At 53.1% G+C, this 22090-nt stretch carries 24 protein-coding genes; 7 read left to right on the top strand and 17 right to left on the bottom strand.

Features of this window, described 5'->3' with window-relative positions; translation table 11 throughout:
• Window positions 1-36 precede the first annotated feature (36 nt).
• The 5 genes from AC790_RS03110 to AC790_RS03090 are packed head-to-tail and all read right to left on the bottom strand — an operon-like array spanning window position 37 to window position 4424.
• Window positions 37-807 (bottom strand): amino acid ABC transporter ATP-binding protein, encoded by a 771-nt coding sequence (locus AC790_RS03110; protein ID WP_007890707.1) that lies wholly within the window; start codon window positions 805-807, stop codon window positions 37-39.
• Window positions 804-1763 (bottom strand): amino acid ABC transporter permease, encoded by a 960-nt coding sequence (locus AC790_RS03105; RefSeq protein WP_007890708.1) that lies wholly within the window; start codon window positions 1761-1763, stop codon window positions 804-806. The genes AC790_RS03110 and AC790_RS03105 overlap by 4 nt, the downstream gene beginning before the upstream one ends.
• Window positions 1760-2647 carry an ABC transporter substrate-binding protein gene (locus tag AC790_RS03100; protein WP_049850887.1) on the bottom strand — a complete coding sequence of 296 codons (888 nt, stop codon included), beginning with the start codon at window positions 2645-2647 and terminating at the stop codon, window positions 1760-1762. The genes AC790_RS03105 and AC790_RS03100 overlap by 4 nt, the downstream gene beginning before the upstream one ends.
• Before the next feature lie 19 nt (window positions 2648-2666).
• Window positions 2667-3461, bottom strand: coding sequence for a deaminated glutathione amidase (locus tag AC790_RS03095; RefSeq protein ID WP_049850886.1), 795 nt, complete (start codon window positions 3459-3461; stop codon window positions 2667-2669).
• 3 nt (window positions 3462-3464) lie between these two features.
• Complete coding sequence (locus tag AC790_RS03090) at window positions 3465-4424, bottom strand: ABC transporter substrate-binding protein (protein WP_049850885.1); 960 nt, start codon at window positions 4422-4424, stop codon at window positions 3465-3467.
• 137 nt (window positions 4425-4561) lie between these two features.
• Between AC790_RS03090 and AC790_RS03085 the strand changes: the two genes are divergently transcribed.
• Window positions 4562-5917, top strand: a complete 1356-nt coding sequence (locus AC790_RS03085) for a PLP-dependent aminotransferase family protein (protein ID WP_049850884.1) — start codon at window positions 4562-4564, stop codon at window positions 5915-5917.
• Here the strand turns inward: AC790_RS03085 and AC790_RS03080 are convergent.
• The 3 genes from AC790_RS03080 to pagP form a co-directional block, all read right to left on the bottom strand.
• Window positions 5901-6326 carry a GNAT family N-acetyltransferase gene (locus tag AC790_RS03080; protein ID WP_007890713.1) on the bottom strand — a complete coding sequence of 142 codons (426 nt, stop codon included), beginning with the start codon at window positions 6324-6326 and terminating at the stop codon, window positions 5901-5903. The genes AC790_RS03085 and AC790_RS03080 overlap by 17 nt on opposite strands.
• A gap of 358 nt (window positions 6327-6684) precedes the next feature.
• Window positions 6685-6894 (bottom strand): transcription antiterminator/RNA stability regulator CspE, encoded by a 210-nt coding sequence (cspE, locus tag AC790_RS03075; protein ID WP_007890714.1) that lies wholly within the window; start codon window positions 6892-6894, stop codon window positions 6685-6687.
• 150 nt (window positions 6895-7044) lie between these two features.
• Window positions 7045-7632 (bottom strand): lipid IV(A) palmitoyltransferase PagP, encoded by a 588-nt coding sequence (gene pagP, locus AC790_RS03070; protein WP_082204264.1) that lies wholly within the window; start codon window positions 7630-7632, stop codon window positions 7045-7047.
• Window positions 7633-8575: 943 nt separating this feature from the next.
• Here pagP and AC790_RS03060 point away from each other — a divergent pair.
• Together AC790_RS03060 and AC790_RS03055 are read left to right on the top strand one after the other, a co-directional pair.
• A complete protein-coding gene (locus AC790_RS03060; protein ID WP_007890717.1) occupies window positions 8576-8821 on the top strand; it encodes a hypothetical protein in 246 nt (81 codons plus the stop codon).
• A gap of 107 nt (window positions 8822-8928) precedes the next feature.
• Window positions 8929-10011 carry a malate/lactate/ureidoglycolate dehydrogenase gene (locus tag AC790_RS03055; protein ID WP_049850881.1) on the top strand — a complete coding sequence of 361 codons (1083 nt, stop codon included), beginning with the start codon at window positions 8929-8931 and terminating at the stop codon, window positions 10009-10011.
• 39 nt (window positions 10012-10050) lie between these two features.
• Here AC790_RS03055 and gntT read toward each other — a convergent pair whose 3' ends face one another.
• Complete coding sequence (gntT, locus tag AC790_RS03050) at window positions 10051-11367, bottom strand: gluconate transporter (protein WP_049850880.1); 1317 nt, start codon at window positions 11365-11367, stop codon at window positions 10051-10053.
• A 290-nt stretch (window positions 11368-11657) separates the two neighbouring features.
• Between gntT and AC790_RS03045 the strand changes: the two genes are divergently transcribed.
• Window positions 11658-12803: an iron-containing alcohol dehydrogenase gene (locus AC790_RS03045; RefSeq protein ID WP_049850879.1), complete on the top strand. Its 1146-nt coding sequence runs from the start codon at window positions 11658-11660 to the stop codon at window positions 12801-12803.
• A gap of 42 nt (window positions 12804-12845) precedes the next feature.
• Here the strand turns inward: AC790_RS03045 and AC790_RS03040 are convergent, their stop codons facing one another.
• Window positions 12846-13679 (bottom strand): Cof-type HAD-IIB family hydrolase, encoded by an 834-nt coding sequence (locus tag AC790_RS03040; protein WP_049850878.1) that lies wholly within the window; start codon window positions 13677-13679, stop codon window positions 12846-12848.
• Window positions 13680-13788: 109 nt separating this feature from the next.
• Window positions 13789-14280 carry an RcnB family protein gene (locus tag AC790_RS03035; RefSeq protein ID WP_049851209.1) on the bottom strand — a complete coding sequence of 164 codons (492 nt, stop codon included), beginning with the start codon at window positions 14278-14280 and terminating at the stop codon, window positions 13789-13791.
• A gap of 766 nt (window positions 14281-15046) precedes the next feature.
• On the opposite strand from AC790_RS03035, the gene AC790_RS03030 reads away from it, so the two are divergent.
• The gene (locus AC790_RS03030) at window positions 15047-15559 is read left to right on the top strand and encodes a DUF523 domain-containing protein (protein ID WP_049850877.1); all 513 of its coding nucleotides are present in this window, start codon (window positions 15047-15049) and stop codon (window positions 15557-15559) included.
• Here AC790_RS03030 and AC790_RS24095 read toward each other — a convergent pair.
• Window positions 15511-15750, bottom strand: coding sequence for a DUF1272 domain-containing protein (locus AC790_RS24095; RefSeq protein WP_072093389.1), 240 nt, complete (start codon window positions 15748-15750; stop codon window positions 15511-15513). The genes AC790_RS03030 and AC790_RS24095 overlap by 49 nt on opposite strands.
• A 281-nt stretch (window positions 15751-16031) precedes the next feature.
• On the opposite strand from AC790_RS24095, the gene AC790_RS03020 reads away from it, so the two are divergent.
• Both AC790_RS03020 and AC790_RS03015 read left to right on the top strand, forming a co-directional pair.
• Window positions 16032-17156 carry an AI-2E family transporter gene (locus tag AC790_RS03020; protein ID WP_049850875.1) on the top strand — a complete coding sequence of 375 codons (1125 nt, stop codon included), beginning with the start codon at window positions 16032-16034 and terminating at the stop codon, window positions 17154-17156.
• Window positions 17157-17267: 111 nt separating this feature from the next.
• Window positions 17268-17948 carry an HAD family hydrolase gene (locus AC790_RS03015; RefSeq protein WP_007890726.1) on the top strand — a complete coding sequence of 227 codons (681 nt, stop codon included), beginning with the start codon at window positions 17268-17270 and terminating at the stop codon, window positions 17946-17948.
• An 18-nt stretch (window positions 17949-17966) separates the two neighbouring features.
• Here AC790_RS03015 and AC790_RS03010 read toward each other — a convergent pair whose 3' ends face one another.
• From AC790_RS03010 to AC790_RS02990, 5 genes are all read right to left on the bottom strand, one after another.
• The gene (locus tag AC790_RS03010; RefSeq protein ID WP_049850874.1) at window positions 17967-19208 is read right to left on the bottom strand and encodes a VWA domain-containing protein; all 1242 of its coding nucleotides are present in this window, start codon (window positions 19206-19208) and stop codon (window positions 17967-17969) included.
• Between the two features lie 83 nt (window positions 19209-19291).
• On the bottom strand, window positions 19292-19867 hold the full coding sequence (locus AC790_RS03005; protein WP_049850873.1) for a TerD family protein: 576 nt from the start codon (window positions 19865-19867) through the stop codon (window positions 19292-19294).
• 69 nt (window positions 19868-19936) lie between these two features.
• Window positions 19937-20515 carry a TerD family protein gene (locus AC790_RS03000; RefSeq protein ID WP_049850872.1) on the bottom strand — a complete coding sequence of 193 codons (579 nt, stop codon included), beginning with the start codon at window positions 20513-20515 and terminating at the stop codon, window positions 19937-19939.
• A gap of 50 nt (window positions 20516-20565) precedes the next feature.
• Window positions 20566-21603, bottom strand: a complete 1038-nt coding sequence (locus tag AC790_RS02995) for a TerC/Alx family metal homeostasis membrane protein (RefSeq protein WP_007890730.1) — start codon at window positions 21601-21603, stop codon at window positions 20566-20568.
• A gap of 23 nt (window positions 21604-21626) precedes the next feature.
• Window positions 21627-22082: a tellurite resistance TerB family protein gene (locus AC790_RS02990; protein WP_007890731.1), complete on the bottom strand. Its 456-nt coding sequence runs from the start codon at window positions 22080-22082 to the stop codon at window positions 21627-21629.
• Between the last annotated feature and the right edge of the window lie 8 nt (window positions 22083-22090).

The raw sequence follows: 22090 nt of genomic DNA, 5'->3' as shown, positions 1-22090 counted from the left end.
CTCAACTGCAATCTGTAACAGAGTGAGACCGCTGGCTCAGATAAAGCGGCTAAGAAACGCCTGCGTACGAGGATGCTGCGGGTTACCAATCACCTGTTCCGGACTGCCCTGCTCCACCACCACTCCACCATCCATAAACACCACCCGATCGGCCGCTTCGCGCGCAAAACCAATTTCATGTGTCACCACAATCATCGTCAATCCCTGGTCGGCCAGCGTGCGCATGGTGGCCAGCACTTCGCCAACTAATTCAGGGTCGAGCGCCGAAGTCGGTTCATCAAACAACATCAGGGCGGGTTTTATCGCCAGCGCACGCGCAATGGCCACACGCTGCTGCTGGCCACCCGAAAGGTGACGCGGCCAGGCATCGGCTTTATCGCTGAGTCCGACGGTCGCCAGCAGTTCATGCGCATGCCTGAGCGCATCCTGACGCGGAAATTTGTGTACGCCAATCGGCGCTTCGATGATGTTTTGCAACACCGTCATGTGCGGATAGAGGTTGAACTGTTGGAACACCATGCCGATTTTCTGGCGCTGATGCGCAATTTTACGCGCCGACAGACGATGTAAAATTCCGCGTTTAAGTTCGTAGCCGATCTGATCCTCGCCGACCATTATCGAACCGGCATTCATATCTTCCAGATGATTGATGCAACGCAGAAAGGTCGATTTTCCTGAACCGGAGGGTCCCAAAATCACCACCACTTCACCGGGAAACACATCGAGATCGATACCTTTTAGTACTTCATTGTCGCCGTAACTCTTCTGCACATTGCGCGCGCGTACCAGCGGCTGAACCTCACTCATACATCCTCCTTCAGACGGTGCGCAACGGCAGGTGCTTGATCGTTGGCAGCTACGCGACGTTTATTCACCACCGTGCGCGTCGTACCGCGCGCGTAGTAGCGCTCAATCGCGGACTGGCCAACGTTGAGGATCGAGGTGATAAACAGGTACCAAATCACCGCGACCATCAGCATCGGGATAATTTCAAAGGTACGGTTATAGACCGCCTGCACTGAGTACAACAGATCGCCCATGGCAATCACGCTCACCAGCGAAGTGGCCTTGATCATGCTGATCAACTGATTGCCGGTTGGCGGGATGATCGAACGCATCGCCTGCGGAATAATCACCCGACGCAGCGCGCGACTTCGGCTCATGCCAAAAGCCTGGGTGGTTTCCACCTGGCCGTTATCCACTGACAGCAATCCAGCACGAATAATCTCTGCCATGTAGGCGGCTTCATTGAGCGCTAATCCGGCAATTGCAGCGGTGAGCGGTGTAATCAGATCGTTGGTATTCCAGCTGGCAAAGGTGATATCCGTCCACGGAAGGGTGATCGACAGCGTTGGAAACAGCGTCGAGAGGTTGTACCAAAAGATCAGCTGCACCAGCAGCGGTGTGCCACGGAAAAACCAGATATAGAGCGACGATAAACCGCTCAGCAATCTGTTTTCAGACAGCCGCCATACGCCAAGCAGAAGCCCCAACAGCGTACCGAGGATCATCGATACCACCGTCAAGCCGAGCGTGACCTGCAGGCCCTTCATCACCGAACCTTCAGTGAACCACTGCAGCACCACATGCCACTCAAAATTGGGATTGGTTGCCACCAACCAAAGAAAGTTAGCGGCGATAACCAGCACCACAATCCATGAGATCCAGCGTCCATAAGTGGGCGCACTGCGGGCAAAAGCCACATCGCGCTGCTGCACGTCGGCCTTATCCCTGGCTCGCGAATTGTTGGTGACTGAACTCATTTTGCTGCCCCTTGCGCCAGGTTACGTCCCGGTTGCTGCAGTACGTTGCCGTCCAGTTTCCACTTCTTCATGATCGCCGTATAAGTGCCGTTGCTGAACAGCTCTTTATAGGCATCAAGCACCACATTGCCCAGCTCGGATCCTTTCGGCACCACGGTGCCCTGGAAAATATCACCAAAGCCGTTTTTCTTGCCTTTGCCCGACAGCTCCAGTTGTCCATTGGCCTGTTCGATAAAGTACGTCAGCGGCGCCTGCGAGGAGAAGAAGGCATCGGAACGTTTAGAGCGCACGGCTAAAATCGATGACGGCTGATCGGTAAAAGATTGCACCACCACCGCCGGTTTGCCCGCGGCGACACAGACATCCGACTGCTTGCGAATCACCTGTTCGGCCGATCCCGCCGCCATCACCGCAATACGCTTGCCGCAGGTATCTTCCAGCCCGTTGATCTTTGACGGATTGCCTTTTTGCACGCCAAACACCACGAACTCCTGCACGAAATCAATAAAATCGACCTTCTGCTGACGATCCGGGTAATCACCAATCGGCCCAATCGCCATCTGATAACGGCCAGAATTGATACCAGTCAACACGCCCGATAGGCCGCTGACGGTAGCATGTTCAATCTTCACGCCCAGCAGCTGAGCCAGCGCTTCGGTCAGATCGGCAGAGGCGCCATCCATGGAATGCGGTCCATTGACGATCTCATATGGCGGAAAGGATCCGTTGTTTACCGAGATCATCTTTCCACTACTCTTGATCTCCGCAGGCAGACGATCGTGCAGAGCCTGGTCTACTTTCTGCGTGGGAATCGCATCAGTTGCCTGAGCGAAACAGGCCGTCAGGCCCAATGACAGCGCGATGGCGGTAGCAATAGTTTTCATCAGTTAGATTCCCCAGCAATCAACGTGTTTTAAGTTCAGGACGAGCAAAACAGCGATTTTCCAGCACCGGCAGCACGCTGCGCGCATAGGCAATGCGCTGCGGATCGAGATCGGCAAACACCAGCGCGGCCGATTCAGGCGCTTTGGCAATCGCTACGCCCAGCGGATCGATCACCAAGCTGTTACCAATATTGCGTGGGCCGCACTCGCCAACCGCCACCATATAGCAGGTGTTTTCCAGCGCGCGCGCCGTGGTCAGCAGCTCCCAATGCATCTCTTTTAGCGGGCCTTTCACCCACGCCGCGGGCAGCACCAGCACATCCGCGCCATCCAGCACTAAACGACGCGCCAGCTCCGGGAAGCGCACGTCATAGCAGGTCATCAGGCCCACTTTCATGCCTGCCACCTCGACCAGCGGCGGAATCTCATGCCCGGGATTGACGCGCTGCGACTCTTGCATGGCGAAGGCATCGTAAAGGTGCAGTTTCACGTACTCCGCGATGATTTCACCGTTGCGAATGGCGATCAGTACATTGAGCGCTTTCTCGCCTGCAGTTGGCACGTGCACGCTCATCATGGTGGTCAGGTTGTTACCTTTGCTGACGGCCAGCAGCTGCGTGACGAACGGGCCGTCAAGCGGCTGCGCGGCTTTCAGTACTAAATCGGGATCGGCGATATCACGCGCCAGCACGCCTTCCGGCAAAACCAGCAGATCTGCGCCGCCCAACAGCGCCTGCTGCATCAGTCCGATGCAAATATCGGTGTTTTCCTGCCATTCACGGCTGACGGCAAATTGCCCCATTGCTACTTTCATCTTTTACTCTCCTTGCGCCGCTGCCGGGAAAATTGCTTCCGGCGTCAGCAATGTTTGGGTTAAACCTTGCTGGAACAGCTCATTAGCAAAGTCGGCAATCATCTTTTTGTTAGCGGTAAAGCCGTTATGATTCCAGTTGGCGGGTAATTCCTGCGCGGTGCGTCGCAAATCATCCAGCAGCCACGGCGTCGTGTCGGCATATTTCTCGCGCTTCTTCATCCACATCTGGTAGGAACGGTCGATGATTTCGCTTAGCGCCTGCGGCAGCCACGGATGCGCTTCTGCCAGCGCAGGCTTTATCGCCAGGATATGAATGCCCGGCACATAACCGACGCGATTGAAGTAGTCGCGTTCAGCGCCAGCGAAATCGACCTGCAGCTGGCGCAATCCAGAATCGGCGAGGAAAAAGCCTTCCGGCATAAATGGCGTAAACACCGCATCCAGCTCACCGGCTTTCAGCAGTTCGATCAGTGAACGTTCACCTGGCGCCGGTTCAATACGGCCCGGACGACCAAAACCGGCCAAACGATCAACAATCGGATGATCCGCGGTTAAACGACCGGCAAACCAGTACGCATCATCGATCTCCACGCCCGCTTCACGTAACACGGTGCGCGTCCAGGTATTGCCCGAATCCTGCCAGCCGGTCACGCCAATCTTTTTGCCTTTCAGCTGTGCCGGTGAAGTGATTGGGCTATCGGCGCGGGTGATGATGCAGCGCTGACGGAAACCGCGCATCAGAAAGTGTGGCAGGCCCAACAGGGAGGTGTCCCCTTTCGCCCGCGCCTGAGCAAATCGACTAAACGATACTTCGCCCGCATCGTATTGCTCGCTCGTCGCCAGATTATCCACCAGAGTGCCGACGCGATCGATCTCCAGCGCAAAACCTTCCGGCTTGATATCGCCAAGCGCCAGCGGGGTGAAGTAATCCCAGTCACGCACCGCCAGTCTGATGGTAATCATAGTTATGCCTTCCTCGTCTGTTCTGCCAGCCCTGTGGCTGTGATTATTTATGCAGCAAATAGTGCTTGAATTTGAGTCTAAAACGCGAATACTAATCTGAACAATCTATTATTTGTTACTGAACAAAGGATTTTCTTATGACGCAAAGTGTGGATTTGGACTGGCTCAGTCAGCAAATTACTGACGCTTCGGTCAAAGGCATCACGCATGCGGCATCAACCCTGATTCGCGACGGACAGATTGCTGTTGGCATGCAAATGCCCGCGGTGCGCGAGCTGGCGGAGCGATTAGGTGTGAGTCCGGCCACCGTTTCCGCCGCCTGGTCACAGCTGAAAAAGCAGAAAGTGCTGGCGGGAAAAGGTCGCAGCGGCGTATGGGTTAGCGGTAACAGCGTGATGCCGCGGCCGATTCGTTTCGAGAAAATTGGGAATTACGGTGAGAATGTTCAGGCATCACTGGCGATGGCCTCGCCCGATCCGTCATTGCTACCCGATTTGCGCCAGGCGATGCTTGCAGGCATTGCTTCTCCACAATTGAATAGCTATCAGCGCGAGGCCATTTCACCTCAATTGCAGGATGCGGTGACACCGCGCTGGCCCTATCCTGCAGAAGCCTGGCTAGCCACCGACGGCGGGTTTGATGCGATGAATCTCATCGTGCAAACCCTGCTTTCGCCAGGTGATCGTGTCGTCATCGAAGATCCGACGGCCACGCGTCTGCTGGATATTCTGGACAATATTGGTGCCGAGATTTTGCCACTTCCGTGCGATGAGCAAGGCCCGATCCCCTCCGCACTGGCCACGCTGATGCAGAAATCACCGGCGATGTTTATCTATCAGCCGCGAACGCATTCAGCCACCGGCCACAGCGTAAGCCAACGACGCAGCGCGGAATTAGCCCGCGTGCTGGCCAACAGCAACACCATTATCGTCGAGGATGATGGCATTGGCGATTTGTCGCGCTGGCCAGTATGGAGCCTTGGCTTCCACTATCCGCAACGTGTGCTGCATGTGCATTCGTTCTCCAAAGCCTATGGCCCGGATTTGCGCCTGGCAGTGTTATCCGCCACCTCAGAAATGGTGCAACGCCTGCAAGCCTGGCGTAACTTCGGCGTGAGCTGGACCAGCCGTATTTTGCAGGATGCCGTGGCGTGGATGCTTAACGATGAAGATACCCAGCAACGTATTCAGCACGCCAAAGCGACTTATGCGCAGCGTCGCCATTTGTTGCTGGCCGCCCTGGCGAAACGCGGTCTGCAGTTAGATGAGCGTGATGGATTGAGCGTGTGGATTCCAGTGGAATCCGAGCAATACGCCATGATCACGCTAGCTGCGCGCGGTATCGCCGTGCTGCCAGGAGAACGCTGTAGCATTAACAGCCGGCAATTCATTCGCGTCAGCGCGGCGCTACTGCCGTTTGCCCAGCTCGACAGCATCGCCGATGCCATTGTGATTGCTAGCGGGCGTGAGCTTAACCTTAGCTCAGAGCTTTGATGTGATAGCGCGGTGATTCCACATAGCCTTCCCGCGCATAAAACTGGTTGGCTTTAAGACGCGATGAGTGGCAGTGCACTTCCATACGATCACACCCGCGTGAACGCGCCAGCTGTTCAGCATGATTCAACAATTGCTGCCCACTGCCCTTGCTGCGCTCGCCTTCGGCAATGCAGAAATAGCTGATACGGGCAAAATCGCCCGCCAATGCCAGTTGCGGAATAAAGTGTAATGACAGAAAACCCAACACCTGGCTGCCGTGTTCCGCCACCAGCAGTATTTCATCTGGATGGTTACAAAGCTGAGCCAAACGCGTATCGATAAACCCTTCCGTTGCGCTGTATCCCAATTCGGTTAACAGCGCACTCAAGGCAAAACTGTCTTTTGCCTGTGCCTGACGTATATTCATCCTGTCTCCTCACTTTTCCCTGAGCAGTTATATAGCGTTGCCGGACAAAAATCTGCAAGTAAGGATTGTTGTAGGGATGTTACGCAAGCTATCTGTGAGATACGCCGCAGAATCTGTCTTGTCACGAAAATGTCATGGCGGCTTAAGGCGGGCTTAATCTGTCGTTGTCATGCTGAAGAAAATGAACTTCTGAGGCCGATAAAGTGAAAGATTTGATACCGCGTTCATTCGATGAGTTGATGGCGATGAGTTTAACCACGTTTGCTGTTATCGCCTGGATACTTGTTTGGTGGCATGCTTAAAAAAAGAATAAAAAAAACCCGCCAGAAGGCGGGTTTTCAGAATTCGAACTGTTAAATTACAGTGCGATAACGTTAGCAGCTGATGGGCCTTTAGCGCCGTCAGTGATTTCGAACTCAACGCGTTGACCTTCAGCCAGAGTTTTGAAACCGTTGCTGTTGATTGCAGAGAAATGTACGAATACATCTTTGCTGCCATCTTCTGGAGTAATGAAACCGAAGCCTTTCGACTCATTAAACCACTTTACGTTACCTTTGATCTTAGACATCTATATTACCTTTACATGAAAAAAGGACACTAAACTGTGTCGACGTCTAGTACAGCAATTGCGGTGACATTTGTCCAGTGCGATTTGATGAAAAAGTGATAAATATTGATTTTTTGCATACTGATCACACTTTCTGCACGGCGCTAACGCTTAAAACTCAAATCTCAACCAGGCAAAATAGACATTACCGTTATTGTAAGTACCGGGAATGTAAGTCATTTGGAAAGTAGCTGGGCCATATCCAATTGATGCTAAAGGTAAAATCAAGGGAACAGGAATATATCGCCAGTTGTCCCTTGCCGTCACGCCCGCCGTATAACCTGCACCTACGTGAAAATTCTGATCGTTTAACGGTCGCCAGGTCGCTTCCCAGCCGTAACCGCCTATCGGCTCCCATTTGTTAAATGAGTCCTTAAACGCCATCAGATACAGGCCGTTCCAGTTACCTTTCTCGTCCCAGCGCGATACGCCCGCACCTGCACCCCACGGCCGCTCGTTGTACTTGTCGATGTGCTCATCGTCATAAGTCCAGCGGTTATGCCAGGTTATGGCCGGCAGATAAAAATCGTAGTTCTCTGGTTGCGACCAGGTTTTAGAAACGTTGTCGCTAAAGGTATTCCAGCCAGATTTGATGGCTTGTGATGCTGTTACCGCTGATGCTGAAAAGGTGACCGAAGAGGTCAAAATGCAGCTCAATAACGCTGCAGAAAAGTGCCGATTCACAACAATATTTCCCATTAAGTCATACAGAAAACGACAGTGAGCAGTAAGCAATCATTACACGCTTATCAACTCCCGCGTTTTAAGGTTATTAGCGCAAAGTGTATTAAAAAAACGGCGCAATCACTCCAGGCCGATTCTTGGTTGTTTACTGATTGAGTGGTCAATTTTACCTCAATCAGCAGACAGGATTCGAAATGGCGGGTAAACAGGTAGGTCACGCAGGGATATATACAAAAAATGCAAACATGCAGTGATGATAACTTTTGGCAATAAGATAGCATTCAGTGACTTAGCGCTAATCATTCACTCAGGGAATAAGTTAATAAAATTTATCAATTGAACTCACCGCACGAATAAGATAAATCTCGCTACTCCAGGACGGAGAGGAAGGAATTGAGATGACTATTTGCTGTAGCCGCTGCGGTTGCGCTAAATTTTTCTACACGTTGTCTGCTAGCGAAAAGGTCGATTTACCACACCATCATGGTGCCTGCTGCGCGAAGTGTTATAAGCCGCTTGATCTGCGCGATATTGTCCGTAAAAAGACAATTCCTGATGAGGCGGTCAAATCCTATGCCGAATAAAAAATTCAGGCACCCGCAGGTGCCTGTACTTGTCAGAAAATCAGTTTAAACACACCCGTAAGCGTCAGTAACCCAACGATGAAGATGATGGCGATAACCCACAGAATTATTTTCATTGTTCGCTCCTTCAAGTATGAAAAATAACGTGTCTGCAAACCAGTATAGATGATTATTCTGCTTTCGCCGCCCACTGCGAACATGGTCACGTGCATTTGCTGCGTTTCGCTTGCCACAAATTAATTTCTGCGAGACGGGTCGCAGCCTTCGATTTTCCTCCCCTGTGTTAACGCACTCAGCGGCTGTACGCAGTCTAAACTTACAGCGCCTGAAGAGGCCTCAATTGTTATCAATGCCTACGTAACAAGGAGATTCTTATGAGTACGATTAATACCAGCATGGGGCGTTATAGCCTTAAGGCAAAGGATTACGGCAACCACATCAGTGGCAGCATTGCCATCAACGATGAAGGTGGTACGCAACTCACTATGCAGGAGTTTGAAGAGCACTATCTTGACGATGTCGTCAACAATGTCATTTATCCCATCACGGGCGGGAACCGTGAAATCACGCGTGCGTTGCGCGATCAGATGGTTAAAGCGGGATTCGAACAGCCGCACTGAGTTTTTGGGCCACAGCTTGTGGCCCTTTGCTTATGCATTGCTGACTTGCGGTTATCACTGTTTTCGTCGCAGGATGCGCTATTGACCATGATAAGGAGATTGACCGCGTGAGTAGCCAGCATCGTATTCCCCCTTCCCACCTTCATCAGTTTGTCCAGGCCATTTGGCTCCATGCAGGCAGCAGCGCGGAAGAAGCGCAATTGGTTGCTGATCACTTAGTTGCCGCAAACCTGGCTGGCCATGATTCACACGGCGTCGGCATGATTCCCAGCTATATGAATTCACTGGCACAAGGTTTTCTGCAGCTTAATCAACATGCCACCCTCGAAAAAGATGCCGGCGCCGTATTAACGCTGCACGGTCATAACGGTTTTGGCCAGGTTGCGGCCTTTGAGGCGATGCAGCTCGGCATCGAACGAGCCGCTAAGTTAGGTATTGCAGCGGTGGGGTTACACCATTCCCACCATATTGGCCGCATCGGTCATTGGGCGGAACAGTGTGCCGCAGCCGGTTTTGTCTCTTTTCACTTCGTCAACGTTATGGGCGATCCGATGGTGGCACCGTTTAACGGCAGCGATCGCCGTTTTGGCACCAATCCGTTCTGTGCCATTTTCCCACGTCGTAATGCCACACCGCTGCTGCTGGATTTCGCCACCAGCGGTATCGCCTTCGGTAAAACGCGGGTGGCGTGGAATAAACAGCAGCAGGTTGCGCCAGGTTATCTCATCGATCATCAGGGCCAACCCACTACCGAACCCGGCGTGATGCATCAGGAACCGTACGGTTCGCTGATGCCATTTGGGCTGCACAAAGGCTATGCGCTGGCAACTCTGTGCGAAATTCTTGGCGGAGCGCTGTCCGGCGGCCGCACCACGCACGATGCAACGCTGGTTACCAGCCACGATGCCATTTTTAACTGCATGACCACCATCATTGTTAATCCGGATGCTTTTGACGCGCCGGCGATGCAGGAAGAAGCGGAATCATTCCTTGATTGGGTGAAACAGTCACCGCAAAGCGGCGATGCTCCCATTCAGGTACCGGGCGAGTGGGAAGAGCAAAACAGAGTGACGCGCGGCCGCGACGGCATTCCACTGGATAGCAACAGCTGGGAGCAAATTTGCCAGGCAGCGCGGCAAGCAGGCATGCCGCCCGAAGAACTTGCGGCGTTCCGCGCACTAACGCAGTAAACCGCAAACGGCTGAGGCAGAGCGCCTCAGCCTTAAGATTTAGATGACGCTGGCGAGCAGCAAACACCCCACCAGCCCGCACACTGAAATGATGGTTTCCAGTGCGGACCATGAGCGGAAGGTTTCGCCGATAGTCAGGTTGAAGTACTCCTTAAACAACCAGAAGCCCGGGTCGTTAACGTGAGAGAAAATCACGCTGCCGGAACCCACCGCAATCACCATCAACTCGGGGCTGGCACCGCTGGTAACGATCAGCGGCGCGACAATCCCGCCTGCGGTGATCGCTGCCACGGTGGCCGAACCCAACGCAATACGCAGCACGGCAGCAATCGACCACGCCATGAAGATCGGTGACAGGTTGGTTTCATGCATCATATTAGCGATATATTTGTCGACGCCGCTGTCCACCAGCACCTGCTTAAACGCCCCGCCGCCGCCAATGATCAGCAGCATCATCGCGATGATTTTAATCGAATCGGTAATGGTGCCCATCACCTCATCCATGCTGCGTCCACGGTTCAACCCGAACGTGAAGATAGCAATCAGCACCGCAATCAGGGTGGCCATGATCGGATCACCAAAGAACTCCGCGTACGGCAGCAGCACGTGACCTTTCGGCAGCAACATCTCTGCCACCGCGCGTAACGCCATCAGCACTACCGGCACCAATGCGGTCCAGACGCTAACGCCAAAGCCCGGCATCTCTGCTTCAGTAAAGGTTTTGGGATTCCACAAGCCTTCCGGGATCGGCTTATCGATGCTCTTCAGGAAACGCGCATAAACCGGACCAGCGAGAATAACCGTGGGAATGCCCAGCAGCGTACCGTACAGCAGCGTTTTACCCATATCAGCGTTGAACAAGGTGGCAATCGCCGTTGGGCCCGGATGCGGTGGCAGAAAACCGTGCGTTACCGAAAGCGCGGCGGCCATGGGCACACCAACGTACAGCAGTGGCACCCGTGCGGAGGCGGCGATACTGAATACCAGCGGCAGCATCAGGACAAAGCCCACTTCATAGAACAGCGCAAAGCCCACGGTGAAGCCGGTCAATACCAGCGCCCACTGAATATGCTTCTCGCCAAATTTCGCGATCAGCGTGGTAGCAATACGCTGCGCCCCGCCACAATCCGCCAGCAATTTACCCAGCATCGCGCCGAAACCCATGATCAGCGCGAGGCTGCCCAGCGTGCCGCCAACACCGGTTTTAATCGAGATGATAACTTTATTGACCGGCATGCCCTGCATCACGCCCACGGCCAGCGCTACCAGAATCAGCGCAATAAATCCGTTCAGTTTGAAACGGATCATCAGCAGCAGCAGTAACGCTACGCCAATCGCCACATAGAGTAATGGCATAATTTTTCTCCACTTTTGCGCGCGGTGAGATACCGGCAGCGGTTTGTTATGGTTATCCCAGAGGACATAAGATTCAGCAGCATGCGGAACAGGAACCTCCCCATTCCGACGATGTTACGGGTATCATGTTAAGGGTAACATTAGGCATAAAGCACCTGGCGCAGCGGCGGAATTTCTGTTTTGCGAAGGTGATCAACTTTTTGCCTGCGGGTTATCAGAATGTTTGCAGCTGGAGTGTCACGGCTTTTGGTTACACTAAGGTCTTTACGCCAAACAAGAAGGATGTGCAGGTGAGTGAGAATCTGATCGAGTTGTACAGTAATCAACAAACCCTGTTTGGTCGCGGCAGTATTGACCAGTTAATTCCGCTGCTGGCGGCCAATACCCAGCCGACGCTACTGTTTTGTGGCCGCTCATTTCTGAATGGTCCTGCCTGGGCGCGTTTAGGTACCGCGCTCAACGATCAGATCATCGGTTATGAGATCGTCAGCCATGAAGCTTCGCCGGATGAGATCGATGGCTGGGTGCGGCGCTGGCGCGGCCATGTTGATCGTGTGGTGGCGATTGGCGGCGGCAGCGTACTGGATGCCGCTAAAGCTTTCAGCGCCATGATGCAGCATCCACTCAGCACCGCCCGCTATCTGGAGAAAGTGGGCGATACGCCGGTACAAGCCGTGACCCTGCCGCTGATCGCCATCCCCACCACGGCAGGCACCGGTAGCGAAGCCACGCAAAACGCGGTGGTGACCGATCAGCAACACATTCAGGTCAAAGCTTCACTGCGCCATCCGGTATTTGTGCCGCAGGTGGCGATTCTCGATCCCGACCTGCTGAAAGGCGCGCCGGACAGCGTGCTGGCAACCTGCGCGATCGATGCCTTCACCCACTTATTCGAAGCTTACCTGTCGCGCAAAGGCAACCTGTTCACTCAGCAAACCGCGCTCAACGGTCTGCAGCTGTTCTTCAAAGCGTGGCCGGATTTAAATCGTGAAGATGGGCGTGGTGATGCCGCGCGCGAAGCGATGATGATGGCATCCTGGTTAGGCGGCGTATGTCTAAGCAGCGCCGGATTAGGCGTGATCCACGGAATTGCCGGCGAGTTGGGGGCTATCAAACCGTTCCATCACGGTGAAGTGTGTGGCCGTTTGCTGTTCCCGTTCCTCGATGTGCTGGCAGAAACCGAACATGCCGAGCAGCAACGTTTGATGGCGCAACTGGGTCAACAGCTGCTGCCGGACGATCCCGCCCCGCCAGCCTTAGCGCTGAAAGCGTGGATCCAGCAGCACGCCATTGTGCCCTTCTGGCTGGACGGTCCCACGCTGTCAGCCACCGACGTTGACTGGATTGTCGCACGCGCCAACAGCAAAAACGGTTGGGTTAGCTACGATGCACCAACGTTAACCGAGATGATCACCGCCGCCTGGCGCATCGTTTAAGTGTGAGCGGGCAGCCTAAGCCGCCCGCTGCGCGATAAGACGCTACGCTGAGATATTAAACGGCGGTTTACCGGCCAGCATCTGCTCAATCACCTGTAACACGCCCTCTTCATTGTTGCTGGGCGCTGCAAAGCGCGCGGCGTCTTTCACCTTTTGCGGCGCGTTGGCCATGGCAAAACTAAAGCCGGACTGCTGCAGCATTTCGAGATCGTTTCCGCCGTCGCCAAACACCAGAATTTCACTGCGATCGATGCCCCAGCGTTGGCCCAGCAGGTCGAGGCCGTGACCTTTATGGTTGCCCGGCACAATCAAATCCACTGAACCGTGACCGCTGGAGGTTGCCGCTGCGGCGCCGTGATGCAGCCGTTCGATGTCCGCCATCAGCGGTTCAACATAATCATCCGACAGATTGAGCGCGAACTTAAACAGCTTATCGTCTGCCACCTCATCCAGGCTGCGGATAGCCTTCAGGCGATGGCAATAGTGACGCATCTTCACCAGCCATTTTTCATCGAGGCCTTCGAAGTAGTAGGCACTTTCGCGTCCGCACAGAATGTAGCGCAACTCGGGATAATTGCCGTTGTGTAACGTATCCAGCACCGCATCAATGTCCTGGCGAGAGAACGAACCACAGAACAACTCTTCATCGCGATCAATAATCCATGCGCCATTTTCCGCCACGAAGGCAATTTCGCTGGCGATATCGGGGAAGAAGGATTTGAGTTGGTAATATTGGTTACCGCTGGCTACCACAAATTTGATGCCACGCTGTTTCATTTGCTGATAGCAGGCGTGAAAACGCGCGCGATTGAACTGTTTTTTGTCGTCGAGGAAGGTGCCGTCTTTATCCACCGCCACCATTTTTACCACGGTCATCATCACTCCTTAACGTATTGAAAGGAAAAACGGGTCGTAGAGAGGATAACCTGGTGAGCGGATAAAGCGGAGAGAAACACGGATGGCCGCTGCCATCCGTGAGGGGAAATTAGTTAAAGCCGCCGTTGAGCAGAATCGCCGTGACGATACCGGTTGCTGCGGCCACCAGCACATAATTACCGTCAATGTTGGCCCAATGCTCACCACGTGGTGGTTCATATAAACCGCGATCGCGCCAGTCATCTACGCGATAGTGCGGGCCACGAAACTCCGGCGGTGCCGGATAGCCGCGGCGGAAATCATGGCCGCCCCAGGCGAAACGATCGCCGCCGTGATGACCTTCCGGCATACGGTGGTCGGCATAACGGTCGTGACGATCCGGGCCAGGTCCGCGATCGTGACGGTCGCCGCGGTCGTGATTATTGCCGCGATCCGGTCCACGGTCACTGCCATGATCCGGGCCGCGTCCATGATCCTGATGCTGATCGCCGCCGTGCGACTGCCAGCGCTGATCCCCCGGGCCATCCGCCCACGAGGTGCTTGAAAACAGTGTGCTGCATGCAATAAGTGACGCAATAAGAGTGAGCGTTGTTTTTTTCATGGTGTTGCCTCCAATGATAACGGCGGTTGCGCTGCCGTTGAGCATTACTATTGATTAAATGGAGACAGAAAAGCATTTCCAAAACTCTTAAAAACCCGATACTTACAGGAAATTACGCCAAATTATCACTTTCTTAACGATTGTGTATTTTCTGACATTAACGGGATCGAAGGCACGTGACAGCGTTTATTGGTGGCAGGCCAGGAAATAAAAGAAAAACCCGATCGCCAGGATCGGGAGGATAATTCAATTTCCATAAATAACATCAAGAGGGTAAACCCTACAACGTTGAGGGTAAAACTGAAGCACACAACACCACATCACTAGCATTGCCGATAAACAATACCATTTAAATGTGAAAATTTCTTTGGAAAAGCGCTGTTTTTCAGAAAAATACGCAAAAATTAATCGTCAGGAAAAAATAAAATTTTTCGCAACGTTGTTTCAATATAAATAAGGTCTGTGCTCTGACCAGAACGCAACGCAGATAAAAAATCGGGCTATAAAGATGACACAGAAACCATCACCCCAATCAGTAAAAATCATAATTATCAATAAAATAAACAAAATACGCATGTTAAAAACGTTGATTTACCGATCAGAGTTCAGCGTTATTCACCATTCCCCCCGCTATTAATACGATAACATCACCTGCGCGCCCCATTAATACATGACAGTGATTAATACTGCGCTCAATATTACGTTTGTTACGTAACGCTTTAATACCACGGTTTTGCCAGCGCCGTTATTTAAGGAAAACGTTTACATGGAAAAAATATTAGTTAGCGCCTGTCTTATGGGGTATGCAGTGCGCTATAACGCCAGCGATAAAGCGCTGGTATCAGCAACGTTAGCGCGCTGGCGCAGCGAACAGCGGCTGGTAATTCACTGTCCGGAGTTGGCGGCCGGTTTACACACGCCACGTTTACCGGCCGAAATTGCCGGTGGCAGCGCGGAACAGGTGCTTACCGGCGCGGCGCGCATCATTGAATCCGATGGCCGGGATGTCACGCAGCATTACGTATTAGCCGCGTGGTTAGCGCTGCGCGCGGCGCAAGAGGCACACTGCCGTTTTGCTCTGCTCACCGATGGCAGCCCAACCTGCGGCAGTCAGCAGGTTTATAACGGCAGTTTTAGCGGCCAACGGCAATCCGGTCGAGGCGTTGCTGCCGCATTGCTCCTGCAGCACGGCATCGAAGTGTTTGCCGAATCACAGCTGATCGCGTTGATTCAACGTGTGGCGGAGGCGGATAAATGTCGCGTGGTTGATGCGGGATGACGCGCTAACGCCGCCACCGGTCGAATGGGTCGTCGCACCAGTTCACCGCTGCAGTTCGGACAGCGCTGCGCCAGCGAGCCTTCCGCACAAGTGACACAGAAGGTGCATTCGAATGAGCAAATGCGCGCATCGGGCGACTCCGGCGGCAAATCTTTGTCGCAGCATTCGCAGTTGGGACGTAGTTCCAGCATGATTTTCCTCCTGAAATTTCCAGCCACCATCATTACCGTAATCGTGACGCTGCACCAGCCAATGAACAGACATCAAGCGGACAAATTGGGACAGAGTGTGTTTGAGGCCATGCAAGGGAAAAAGACGGCAAGTGTATGAATCGCGAGCGTTTGACTTGCGAACTCACACACCTACAGATTGATTGATGACGGCTATAAGCGAACCATCTTTGCTAAAAACATTACAATCCCCGTCAGGCGTTCTATAGTTCAGTCGCGATATCTACTGACGAGACTATGTAATGCGTATTAAAGGACTTAATTTAGGCTTTTTTATCGTTATTTTGGCGATCGTTACCTTCGCCTTTTTTGATGTGCTGACACCTTATTTCTCTGCCATTTTCTGGGCCGCGATTCTGGCGGTGATCTTCCATCCCTTAAAGTCGCTGCTGCGCCGCAAAATGGGCGATCGTAATGGCCTGGCGTCGTTTGCGACGTTATTGATTATCTGCCTGATTGTATTCACCCCGCTGGCGCTGATCACCTCTTCGATGGTGGTTGAAGTCAACACGGTGTACACCAAGCTGCAAAACAACTCCGCACAGTTCCCGGCGGTGTTTGCTGATTTGCTGCAGCATCTGCCTTCCTGGGCGCGCAATTATCTCGCCGAAAACAACCTGAACAACGCACAAGAGATTCAGCAAAAGCTTTCTGGCTTTGCGCTGAAAGGCGGTCAGTACATGGCCGGCAGCGTGTTCCTGATCGGGAAAGGCACCTTCACCTTTACCGTTGGTTTTGGCGTAATGCTTTACCTGCTGTTCTTCCTGTTGAAAGACGGTGCCTGGCTGGTAAATCTGATGCTGGAAGCGCTGCCGCTTTCAACCTACGTTAAACATCATTTGATGATGAAGTTTGCGGCGGTATCGCGTGCCACAGTAAAAGGCACGGTGGTGGTTGCAGTGGTGCAAGGGGTGCTTGGCGGCATCGCCTTCTGGATCACCGGCATTGATGGCAGCTTGTTATGGGGCACCTTGATGGCGTTCCTGTCGCTGATTCCAGCGGTGGGCTCGGCGATTGTTTGGGTGCCAGCGACCATCTTCTTCTTCGCCACCAGCGCCATCTGGAAAGCCCTGTTCCTGATTGGTTTCTTCGTGGTGGTGGTGGGGCTGGTGGATAACATCCTGCGTCCGCTGCTGGTGGGTAAAGACACCAAAATGCCTGACTATCTGATTTTGATCTCAACGCTGGGCGGTATGGAAGTGTACGGCATCAACGGTTTTGTGATTGGACCGCTCATTGCCGCGCTGTTTATTGCCTGCTGGAATCTGCTCTCCGGCCGCGATAACCGTGAGAACTCAGAAGAGATCGACGAAGAGTTTATTGAGGAAGGTAAAACCCGCGAGGAAGAGGGAAAGATTCAGGAGTAAACATTTCAAACGGCTACCGTTTATCGGTAGCCGCAATCCTGCATGAGAATATCGTCTCACCATTTGCTATCATCGTTGCATTCATTACGGCTTGCACGAAAAGAGAACAACATGTCCATGGAATCCTCCTTAGCGCGTGAAAATCAGGTGCTGTCAGTGTTTGATTTTGACGGCACGTTGACCATTCACGATAGCTTCATCCCGTTTCTGCGCTTCAGTTTTGGCAAACGCGCTTTTGCGCGCAAAATTGCCAGGCTAGCGCTGCCCACGCTGCACTGCATGCGGAAAAAGCTGACGCGTGATGAGCTGAAAGAAGTGCTGATTAAAACCTTTTTGACCGGCGTCGAGGAGAAGTGGATTCGTCAGCAGGCGCAGCTATTCTGCGCGGCAAACTGGAACAAGTTGATGCGCCCGGCAGGCCTGTTGGCGGTGGCTGCTGAGGTGAACTCCAGCGCGCAAGTGACCATCTGTTCCGCCTCGCCTGCGATGGTGTTAGAGCCGTTTGCTGAGCGTTTGGGCATCAATCTGATCGGCACCCAATTAGAGGTGGTGGACGGCATTCTCACTGGCAAGATTACCGGTCACAACTGCCGCTGCGGGCAAAAGGTCAAGCGACTGGAAAGCGTCTACGGTCCGCTGCATAACTATCACCTGCGCGCCTGGGGCGATACGCGCGGTGATTTTGAATTACTGGCCGCCGCGCAGGACCCGCACTGGCGTCATTTCCATCCAACGTGGAAAAAACGCCGCGTGCCGATGGAAAAACTGCGCATGTTGCGTCTTGATCCTTAGCAGCGCTATACAGGCTGATCAGTAAATCCGGTCAGCCTTTGCCGCATCCAGCCAGGGTTTAAACTCCTCCAACAGCAAATCATACAAACGATCCTCAGCCAGACTGGCGAAGTTATCGATGGCAAAGAAATGGGTGTTGTCGATGCGGCGATCGTTGAAGTTATCCAGATCCTGCAGAATACCGTAGTTACTGCCGCCAAGCCCGACGAACTTCCAGAAGATCGGATAGTTTGCCGAGCGGCGAATCGCCTCTTTAATGGCGCGCGTTTTGCTGATGCCGCCATCGGTAATAAACACTACGTATACCGGTAAGTCACTGTGGCGGAAGGTATCAATCAACTCTTCCATTACCGGCGGCTCGTTATTGGTGCCGCCCAGTCCGGGTAAAATCTCCCACGCTGACTGCTTGCCACCACGCTGAATCATAGCGATATAGCCATCAAGATTGTCCAGCGTGACATCGGGATATTTTGCGTGTTGCTGACCAAAGCCCCAGACATCCATCGAACCGTCATCATCAAACTGCGCCGCCAGCACTGCAATGCGATCCAGTACCGCCTGCACGTTGCCCTTACTAAACTGCCCTTTCATCGATCCTGAAGCATCCAGCACAAACGCCACTCTCGCTTTTACCGTCTGCAGCTGATATTTGCTCAGGCTAACGGTGGCATTTTTTGCCAGGCTCACTAACCGCGGCGCTTTCTCCTGCAGTTTTTTCTCCAGGCTAACCACCGTTGGCGCGGCGGGTTGCGCCGTGGGTTGCGCGATATCGACGCCATAATTGCGTGCCAGAGGTTCAAGTCCACCGTTGAATCCCTGCCCTAATGCTCGCAGTTTCCAGCCGCCGTTGTGACGATAAACTTCTGCCAGGATCAGCGCTTTCTCGCTGCGCCCCTGCGTTTCCGGGCTGAAGTGAGCAATATTCTCTGCTGTCAGAGTCAACGTGTTGAGCGCGGTCAGCGTCTCATTGCCGTCAATCACTAAGGTGATGGCAATCTTGCTTACGTCTGCAGCGATTTTATTCAGATCCAACGTGAGGCTGCTGCCCTGCGGCGTGTTTTGCATCACCACGCTGCGATTGGCTGTGGCGGGCTGATTGAAGAAGATGAAGTCGTCATCACCCCGCACTTTGCCGTTGGCATTAAGCAGGAAAACGCTGCAATCCACATCACCGCTGAAGGTGGATGTGGCGGCATAGTGCAGGCGAAGCGTCAGCTGCATGCTTTGCAGCGGGAGATTCTGGCCCGGTTGTAACATCATACTTTTAACCTCCTGTTAAGGATGCGTCCTTTAGATAGTAAAAAGCCCCGGACCAGCCGGGGCTTTAAAAACACTATTTTAAATCAGACGCTCACGCCGTGCTGCGAAGCCAGTGCAGCCAGGCCGCCTGCGAAGCCTTGACCAACGGCTTTGAATTTCCATTCAGTGCCGTTGCGATACAGCTCGCCAAACACCATCGCGGTTTCGGTCGAAGCATCTTCAGACAGGTCAAAACGGGCGATTTCGGCGCCGTTATCATTGTTGAAGATACGCATAAAGCTGTTGCTCACCATGCCGAAGTTCTGCTTACGCGCTTCTGCATCATAAATGGTGACCGCAAACACTAGCTTCTTCACATCAGCCGGCACTTGAGACAGGGTAATTTTAACCTGCTCGTCATCGCCATCGCCGGCACCGGTGCGGTTATCGCCCTGATGCTCAACGGAACCACAAGCGCTCAGCTTATTGTTGAAGAAGATAAAGCCGCTGTCGCTCAGCACTTTACCGTCGTCGCCAACCATAAACACTGAAGCATCAAGGTCAAAGTCCTGACCATCGGTTACACGTGCATCCCAACCCAGACCCGCCATGGCAACATTCATGGTTGGTGCTTCTTTAGTCAGGGAAACGTTACCGCCTTTTACCAGAGAAACTGCCATTTTAAAGCTCCTGCTTTTAATTGGATGATGCGGGCAGCGCGCGGCTGCCCGTGAGAGTTAAGTCAGCGATTAAGACGCGTTGATACCGTACTGAGCACATACCGAGGCCAAACCACCGGCATAACCCTGGCCAACCGCGCGGAATTTCCACTCGGCACCGTTACGGTACAGCTCGCCAAACAGCATAGCGGTTTCGGTTGACGCATCTTCGGTCAAATCGTAACGCGCCACTTCACTGCGGTCGTCATCGTTAACCAGGCGGATAAACGCGCCTGAAACCTGGCCAAAGCTCTGACGACGGGTCTGTGCATCGTGGATGGTGACCACAAATACAATTTTGTCGACGTCAGTGGGAATCAGGTCCAGTTTGATTTTCAGTGATTCATCATCGCCATCGCCTTCACCGGTACGGTTGTCACCGGTGTGCGAAACGGAACCGTCAGAAGAGACCAGATTGTTATAGAAAATGAAGTCAGCATCGCCGCGCACTTTGCCGCTGGCGGACAGCAAGAACGCTGACGCATCAAGGTCAAAGTCCTGACCATCGGTGGAACGTGCATCCCAGCCAAGGCCAACGAGGACGTTTTTCATGGTTGGTGCCGCTTTGCTTAGCGAAACGTTACCGCCTTTAGAAAGAGAAACGCTCATTGTAATTACCTCTTGGTTAATGATTTTTCAGACTCATTACTGGTTGAAGATCAGCTCTCTTCTTTTTCCTCGGGTTTTCCGGGGAACATCACGCTGAGCACAATACCGACCGCTAACACGCCGAGTACCACAAACAGGCTGGCGCTAGCAGAGATGCTGTAGCCGTGATGCCAGATATGATCGGTAGCATTCAGACCCAGTTTCACCGCGATGAAGAACAGCAGCACGATAACGGCTTTCTCCAGGTGAACCAGATACTGCTTCAATGCTTCAAGGACGAAATACAGAGTACGCAAGCCGAGGATGGCGAACATCATGGCGCTATAGACGATCAGCGGTTCACGGCTCACCGCGATAATCGCCGGTACCGAGTCAAAGGCGAACATCACGTCAGAGAGTTCAACCACCGCCACACACAGCATCAACGGCGTGGCATACAGCGCCGCTTTCTTGCCGCGACCGACCGTCACATCTTTGTTTTCTGGCTTCTGCAGCTCTTCATCGACTTCCTTCTGATTCAGCAGGAAAGCGTTGCCACGCATTTTTGGCCAGATCGGGAAGAAGCGCTTCACGCCGCGATAGGCAAGGTGCTGCGAGTAGTCTTCGATCTCGTCGCTGTCGTCGCCGCTTTTCAGCATCATCACCGCCGTCCACGCTACGATCAGCGCAAACACGATTTCGACGTACGGACCGAGGCTCAGCAAGCCGGTACCGATCGCCACGAAGATGCCCCTGAAGACGATAGCACCGATGATGCCCCAGTAGAGCACGCGGTGACGATAGCGGTCCGGAACGGCAAACCACGAGAAGATCGCCATCATCACGAACAGGTTATCGACGGAAAGAACTTTCTCCAGCGCATAACCGGTCACGAACAGGCTGGCAACTTCAGCGCCGTGATGGATATAGAGGAAGCCGGCGAAACCCATCGCCACTGCAACCCAGAACACCGACCATAACGCCGCGCTTTTCAGCGAAATTGGCTTGTCGCCACGGTGCATGAACAGGTCGATAAAAATAGCCCCCACTGACAGCGCGATGAACACCGCGACGGTTTCAGCTGGAAAGCCAATGTGTGTAGATACCATGATTAACCCTTAAAGGACGAAACTTAAAGCCCAAATATTGCTGGATCGAAGCCCAAAGCCACGGCGATTTCGCGCACCGCTTTTTGCTCGTCAGCATCAAAATCACCATCACTTTTACCGACAGCAATACCTACGCGGATCGCCAACTGCGCGGCTTCCGGCTGATCTTTTAATGCCAGGATGTACTTCATGGTTTCGCCCTTGCCGATTTCCAGATCGAAATCGAAGCTGCTTACCAGCTTGTTGAAGAACTCAATCACTTCCGTGGTATCAAAAACTTTCAATTCTTCAGATGCGCGCAGAAAACCGATCATCTTCTGTTTTTCTTCTGCGCTCACGCCGCCATCTGCAACCGCAATGCGCGCGCAGACTGCGACTGTACCCTGCATAAATTTCTTATTTTTAAAGCGGCTAACCTGTTTGGTCAGCTCATCGCGGCCGGAGTTAAATGCCCCTTTGACCTTGTTGAAAAAGCTCATAGTAGATC

The organism is Pantoea sp. RIT-PI-b, from assembly GCF_001187905.1.
GTDB lineage: Bacteria > Pseudomonadota > Gammaproteobacteria > Enterobacterales > Enterobacteriaceae > Pantoea > Pantoea nemavictus.
The sequence above is the reverse complement of the archived record's forward strand: the minus strand, read 5'-3'. Positions and strand labels throughout refer to the sequence as shown.

Bases quoted from the DNA above. Each gene is read 5' to 3' on its own strand.
- AC790_RS03110 (WP_007890707.1), bottom strand. From the start codon at position 807: ATGAGTGAGGTTCAGCCGCTGGTACGCGCGCGCAATGTGCAGAAGAGT.
- AC790_RS03105 (WP_007890708.1), bottom strand. From the start codon at position 1,763: ATGAGTTCAGTCACCAACAATTCGCGAGCCAGGGATAAGGCCGACGTG.
- AC790_RS03100 (WP_049850887.1), bottom strand. From the start codon at position 2,647: ATGAAAACTATTGCTACCGCCATCGCGCTGTCATTGGGCCTGACGGCC.
- AC790_RS03095 (WP_049850886.1), bottom strand. From the start codon at position 3,461: ATGAAAGTAGCAATGGGGCAATTTGCCGTCAGCCGTGAATGGCAGGAA.
- AC790_RS03090 (WP_049850885.1), bottom strand. From the start codon at position 4,424: ATGATTACCATCAGACTGGCGGTGCGTGACTGGGATTACTTCACCCCG.
- AC790_RS03085 (WP_049850884.1), top strand. From the start codon at position 4,562: ATGACGCAAAGTGTGGATTTGGACTGGCTCAGTCAGCAAATTACTGAC.
- AC790_RS03080 (WP_007890713.1), bottom strand. From the start codon at position 6,326: ATGAATATACGTCAGGCACAGGCAAAAGACAGTTTTGCCTTGAGTGCG.
- cspE (WP_007890714.1), bottom strand. From the start codon at position 6,894: ATGTCTAAGATCAAAGGTAACGTAAAGTGGTTTAATGAGTCGAAAGGC.
- pagP (WP_082204264.1), bottom strand. From the start codon at position 7,632: ATGGGAAATATTGTTGTGAATCGGCACTTTTCTGCAGCGTTATTGAGC.
- AC790_RS03060 (WP_007890717.1), top strand. From the start codon at position 8,576: ATGAGTACGATTAATACCAGCATGGGGCGTTATAGCCTTAAGGCAAAG.
- gntT (WP_049850880.1), bottom strand. From the start codon at position 11,367: ATGCCATTACTCTATGTGGCGATTGGCGTAGCGTTACTGCTGCTGCTG.
- AC790_RS03040 (WP_049850878.1), bottom strand. From the start codon at position 13,679: ATGACCGTGGTAAAAATGGTGGCGGTGGATAAAGACGGCACCTTCCTC.
- AC790_RS03035 (WP_049851209.1), bottom strand. From the start codon at position 14,280: ATGAAAAAAACAACGCTCACTCTTATTGCGTCACTTATTGCATGCAGC.
- AC790_RS03030 (WP_049850877.1), top strand. From the start codon at position 15,047: ATGGAAAAAATATTAGTTAGCGCCTGTCTTATGGGGTATGCAGTGCGC.
- AC790_RS24095 (WP_072093389.1), bottom strand. From the start codon at position 15,750: ATGCTGGAACTACGTCCCAACTGCGAATGCTGCGACAAAGATTTGCCG.
- AC790_RS03020 (WP_049850875.1), top strand. From the start codon at position 16,032: ATGCGTATTAAAGGACTTAATTTAGGCTTTTTTATCGTTATTTTGGCG.
- AC790_RS03015 (WP_007890726.1), top strand. From the start codon at position 17,268: ATGTCCATGGAATCCTCCTTAGCGCGTGAAAATCAGGTGCTGTCAGTG.
- AC790_RS03010 (WP_049850874.1), bottom strand. From the start codon at position 19,208: ATGATGTTACAACCGGGCCAGAATCTCCCGCTGCAAAGCATGCAGCTG.
- AC790_RS03005 (WP_049850873.1), bottom strand. From the start codon at position 19,867: ATGGCAGTTTCTCTGGTAAAAGGCGGTAACGTTTCCCTGACTAAAGAA.
- AC790_RS03000 (WP_049850872.1), bottom strand. From the start codon at position 20,515: ATGAGCGTTTCTCTTTCTAAAGGCGGTAACGTTTCGCTAAGCAAAGCG.
- AC790_RS02995 (WP_007890730.1), bottom strand. From the start codon at position 21,603: ATGGTATCTACACACATTGGCTTTCCAGCTGAAACCGTCGCGGTGTTC.
- AC790_RS02990 (WP_007890731.1), bottom strand. From the start codon at position 22,082: ATGAGCTTTTTCAACAAGGTCAAAGGGGCATTTAACTCCGGCCGCGAT.